Raw genomic sequence first — 4,237 nt, forward strand, 5'->3', positions numbered from 1 at the left:
ACGCCGGCGCAGTGCGGTCGACCGGGTGGATCTCGCCGGTCACTTGGCAATAGGAGCCGGTGGTGGGGGTGGTCAGCTGCGTTGCCGCAGTGAGGGTGGCGCCTCGGGTGGACAGGCCGATGCTCTTGGCCGGGATCTTGGTGCCCTGCAGGCTCGCGCAGCTGGCGGCGTCTGCGGCGGCTCGCGCTGCGGCGACCAGCTCTGTGGTGACCAGCTCCGTGGCGCTTGCGGGGGTCGCCGTTGCGGTGGTTCCGACCAAGGCGGCGCAGGCCGCGGTGGAGAGGACTCGCAGGATCGGTCGGGGCATCGTCGCCTCCAGGTCTGGCGGTGGTGGGCTTCGGTCACTGTAGGCGGCGGGAGCCGATCGGGCTTGCTCATGGCAGCCATCGGGCCGCGGAATTTCCCTCGGACAGATCAGAATTGCCAAGCGCGATCCGGTCATCGAGAAGCGGAGTCCCGACGCGCCGCCGCTTCTCCCTCTCGGCGGCGGATAGGCCAGGGACGACATCCAGCGACCCACGTCATGGCGATCGGGTGAGGGCACCGGCTCCGCTCACCGGGACACCGGGCTCCGATGGCGGTCCGGAGCCCCCTGCGGCTTGAATGGGGACCATGACCCCACTGCGCATCGTCGTTCTCGGTGGCACGGGCACGATGGGTCGCCGGGTCGCGGATCGCCTGAGCGACCGAGGCCATGACGTCGTGCGAGCGTCGCGCTCCAGCGGGGTCGACGTGGCCGATCGGCGCAGCCTCGAGGGCGCCCTCGCCGGTGCGGACGTTGTGGTCGACGCGATCAACGTGGAGACCCTCTCGCGACGCCGGGCCGTCGACGTGCTCGGGTCGGGAGCGCGGAACGTCTCGCGCGCCGCGCAAGAGGCGGGCGTCGGGCACATCGTCTGCTTGTCGATCGTCGGCGCAGCCGACCCCGCCGTCTCGGGAGCGCTCGGCTACTACGCCGGGAAGGCCGCCCAGGAAGCCGTCTATCGGAGCGCCGACGTGCCCGTCACGCTCGCCTTGACGACGCAGTGGTTCGACCTGGCCCGGACCTTCCTGCATCAGGTGCGCGTCGGGCCCGTCGCGATCGTGCCGGCGATGCGCTGCCAACCGGTGCACACCGACGCGGCGGCCGAGTTTGTCACCGCGATCGCCTGCGGTCCCGCGCCCGACCGTGTGGCCGTCGCCGAACTCGCCGGACCGGAGCAGTGGGACAGCGCCGGCATGGCCCTTCGTCTGGCTCGGGTCATCGAACCCAGCGCGAGAGTCGTCCGGGTTCCCATGCCCGCCAGGGCGCTTCGGACTGGCGGCCTCCTGCCAGGGCCGCGCGCCACCATCGACGGGCGGCGCTTCGAGGATTGGCTCGAGACGTTGGGGTGACGCAACCGAGGGGCCGAGGCTCGTCAGACTGCGACTCAGCCCGTCAACATCCGCAAGACCTCATCGGGAGTCGGCATCTGAGCGATCTCCCGACGTACCGAATCGACGCGCTCTCGCAGGTCGCCGTCCTCCAGGACGCTCACGATCGCGGCACTGCACGCTCCTGCGGAGGCAACGTTGGGAACCAGGCGGGCCAGGCCCCGTTGAACGAGGAGGTCGGCGTTCGGGAACTGGTCGGCCCCTTGGGGTGTGATCACCTGCGGCACGCCATGCTCCAAACAGGCGAGCACGGTGCCCGTCCCCCCGTGATGAATGGCGACATCGGCGTTCTTGAGCACATAGGGCTGATCCACCAGACGTTCCAGATGCACGTGCTCGGGTAGCGAGCCCAGACGATCGAAGTCTGCTCCGGGCCCTGCCACCACCACCCGCGTGCATACGTCCGCGGTCTCGAGCACAGACCTACGCAGTACCTCGACGGCACCGAAGGAGACCGTGCCCAGTGTGACGAACGCCGTGGGCCCGTCGCGTGACTCGTCCGGCCACGTGGGACGCGCAGCCGTGGCGTCCGACCAGGCCACTGTCCGGATCGGGATTCGGCCACCGGGAGGATCATCGCGACACCACGACGCCGGGCGGGGGTCGATCGTCGTGTCAGTGGGGTAGCCCATCTCGCCACGGACGAGATCACGCACGAAGGCAGGCGGCATCAACGAGATGTTGAAAGCCACCGCCCGCACTCCTGCTTCGGCGGCAGCGATCCCGGCCCCGACGTTCATGCCCTCGTGGACCACCAGATCCGGCAGTCCCGTCGCAGACCAGTGGGCACGCAAGGTCGGTACGACGTAGCGGGGCGTGACCACCCCGAAGATGGCCCTGGGCCACGCCAACGGGTCCTGAGGGTCTGTGACCTCGGAGGCAGCCTCGCGTTCGACACGCTGGAGGTCCACGCCGTCGGCCACACTGTTGACAACTTCACCCGGCAACCGGCCGGCGAACTCAGCACTCGCAGCGAACTCGACCTGATGCCCCGCCTCCTGGGCGGCCAACGCGAGCGGCGCCAACGGCAGGACATGACCATACGCCGGCAGGGCGGCGAACAAGATGCGCACGGGGTTCATTCTGATCCGGCACGACGTCAGCGGGAAGACCGATGCGCTGGCAACCTCGATGACCGAGCCAGTTCGCGAGACCCGGCCGAGCCTGGAGCCTCCACAACGCAATTGATGCAGGGCGGGCCTTTACTTGTCACAGCTTTCTGTGCATTGATCGCGCTCTAGGTGGGCTGCTCGCGAGCCGTAGCGACGACCCCGGGGCTCCGAATACGCAGAAACGAGGCATGACTCCTCGATCACCCGGACCGGGCCTCGTGGACGATGCGACGCCCCTCCGGGCATGGCCGTGGTCAAATGGCCGGCGATTCCCGGCATCGTTCGTCCACATGGGTCACGCCTGTCCACAGGCCAAATTCGAGCCGGCGCGAGACGGGTTGGCCCTGCCAGAATCGCGGGCATGGACAACGCACCGGTGGAGCTGTGGCTCCCCGCCGCCGGTGACGCACTGCCCGAGTGCCTGCTCGGCGTTCCGCTGCTGTCCCTGCCGGTCGGAGACAGCTTCTTCAAGCTCGTGACGAGCTCGGTGTGGACCCCGCTGACCTGGGGAGACTCCGTCCGGGCGGTGCCGCCCCCTGACGGGGGCTACTCCGTTCGTGCGCTGGCTGCCGCCGGTCCACACGTGCGCGCAGTTGTGACGTACGAGCCGACCGTTGCGGCGATGTCCGCCCGCACGGTCGCGCAAGCCTGGGGTGAGCGGGGAGCAGTCGCGATCGAGACCGCCCCAGGGCTCTTCGTCACAGCGTGGTCCCCAGAACTTGATGGGGCCGCCGTGCGGGATGCGCTCGCGGCGAGTATCGGCGCCGACGACCGCTGGAGCGTCTTGGAGGTGTGGGAGCCGCACGAGCGGACCCCGGAGGCAATCGCCGCGCACTTCCCGACACAGTGAGCGCGAGTTCGCTTCTGGTTGCCTATCGTTCAGCGCCCATCGCCGCGCTGACGACGGCGCTGCACTTACGATGACTGTCGTGGCCACACGGCGTGCGGATGCGTGGACGGAGGACGAGATCATCGTCGCCGCCGACATCGTGCGCCGTCACGGATGGCGAGACGTGCGCGAGCACGATCCTGATGTCTTGGCCTTGAGCGCCTTGCTACGGGCGCTTCCCGAGCATCGCGATCAGGCGGCAGAGGATCCGAAGTTCCGCAGCCCGGCCAGCGTCCGACGCAAGATGACCGATATCCGAACGACGCACCCCGACTACACGGGATCGCGTACACGCGGTGGCGTGACAACCCTCAGAGTCGCCGAGGCCTTCGCCACGAATGGCGACGACTTGGCGCGCATCGCGGCGACGCAGCGATGCCAGTGGGAGCGGGACGTCGCCGACGCCGTCGAGACCCCTGACCTCGACATCCCGCTCGAAGCCCACGAGGGTCGCACGGAACTCGTCAGCCATCTACGGCGCGAGCGGGATCCGAAGCTGCGGGCGGCCAAGATCGAGGCGGTGCTACGCGGCCACGGTGCGCTGACCTGCGAGGTGTGCGACTTCAACTTCGGGGCCACTTACGGCGATGTCGGGGACGGCTATATCGAGGTGCATCACCTCGTGCCGCTGCACGCCTCCGGAGAGACCATGACCCGACTGGCCGACCTCGCGTTGTTGTGTTCGAACTGTCACCGGATGATTCATCGGCGAATGCCGTGGCTGACCCCTGAAGAACTGCAGGATGTGGTGCGGCGAGCCGGCTGACTGGGCACGCGGGTTCAGCGGCCGCTTGCGAGCGAGGGACCCCTACACCGACTGGGG

5 protein-coding genes are annotated in these 4,237 nt (G+C 68.8%); 3 read left to right on the top strand and 2 right to left on the bottom strand.

Annotated elements, in window-relative coordinates; translation table 11 throughout:
• The coding region (locus KILIM_RS21560) for a hypothetical protein (protein WP_006594884.1) at positions 1-307 on the bottom strand (307 nt) is incomplete at its 3' end.
• A gap of 305 nt (positions 308-612) precedes the next feature.
• On the opposite strand from KILIM_RS21560, the gene KILIM_RS21565 reads away from it, so the two are divergent.
• The gene (locus tag KILIM_RS21565; RefSeq protein ID WP_006594885.1) at positions 613-1,374 is read left to right on the top strand and encodes an SDR family oxidoreductase; all 762 of its coding nucleotides are present in this window, start codon (positions 613-615) and stop codon (positions 1,372-1,374) included.
• Between the two features lie 35 nt (positions 1,375-1,409).
• Here KILIM_RS21565 and KILIM_RS21570 read toward each other — a convergent pair whose 3' ends face one another.
• Positions 1,410-2,486: a glycosyltransferase gene (locus KILIM_RS21570; RefSeq protein WP_006594886.1), complete on the bottom strand. Its 1,077-nt coding sequence runs from the start codon at positions 2,484-2,486 to the stop codon at positions 1,410-1,412.
• A 400-nt stretch (positions 2,487-2,886) separates the two neighbouring features.
• Here KILIM_RS21570 and KILIM_RS21575 point away from each other — a divergent pair, with 400 nt between their 5' ends.
• Complete coding sequence (locus KILIM_RS21575) at positions 2,887-3,375, top strand: hypothetical protein (RefSeq protein WP_006594887.1); 489 nt, start codon at positions 2,887-2,889, stop codon at positions 3,373-3,375.
• Positions 3,376-3,454: 79 nt separating this feature from the next.
• Positions 3,455-4,180 carry an HNH endonuclease gene (locus KILIM_RS21580; protein ID WP_006594888.1) on the top strand — a complete coding sequence of 242 codons (726 nt, stop codon included), beginning with the start codon at positions 3,455-3,457 and terminating at the stop codon, positions 4,178-4,180.
• The last annotated feature ends 57 nt before the right edge of the window (positions 4,181-4,237 follow it).

This window comes from Kineosphaera limosa NBRC 100340 (genome assembly GCF_000298215.1).
In the GTDB taxonomy this organism is placed as follows: Bacteria; Actinomycetota; Actinomycetes; order Actinomycetales; family Dermatophilaceae; genus Kineosphaera; species Kineosphaera limosa.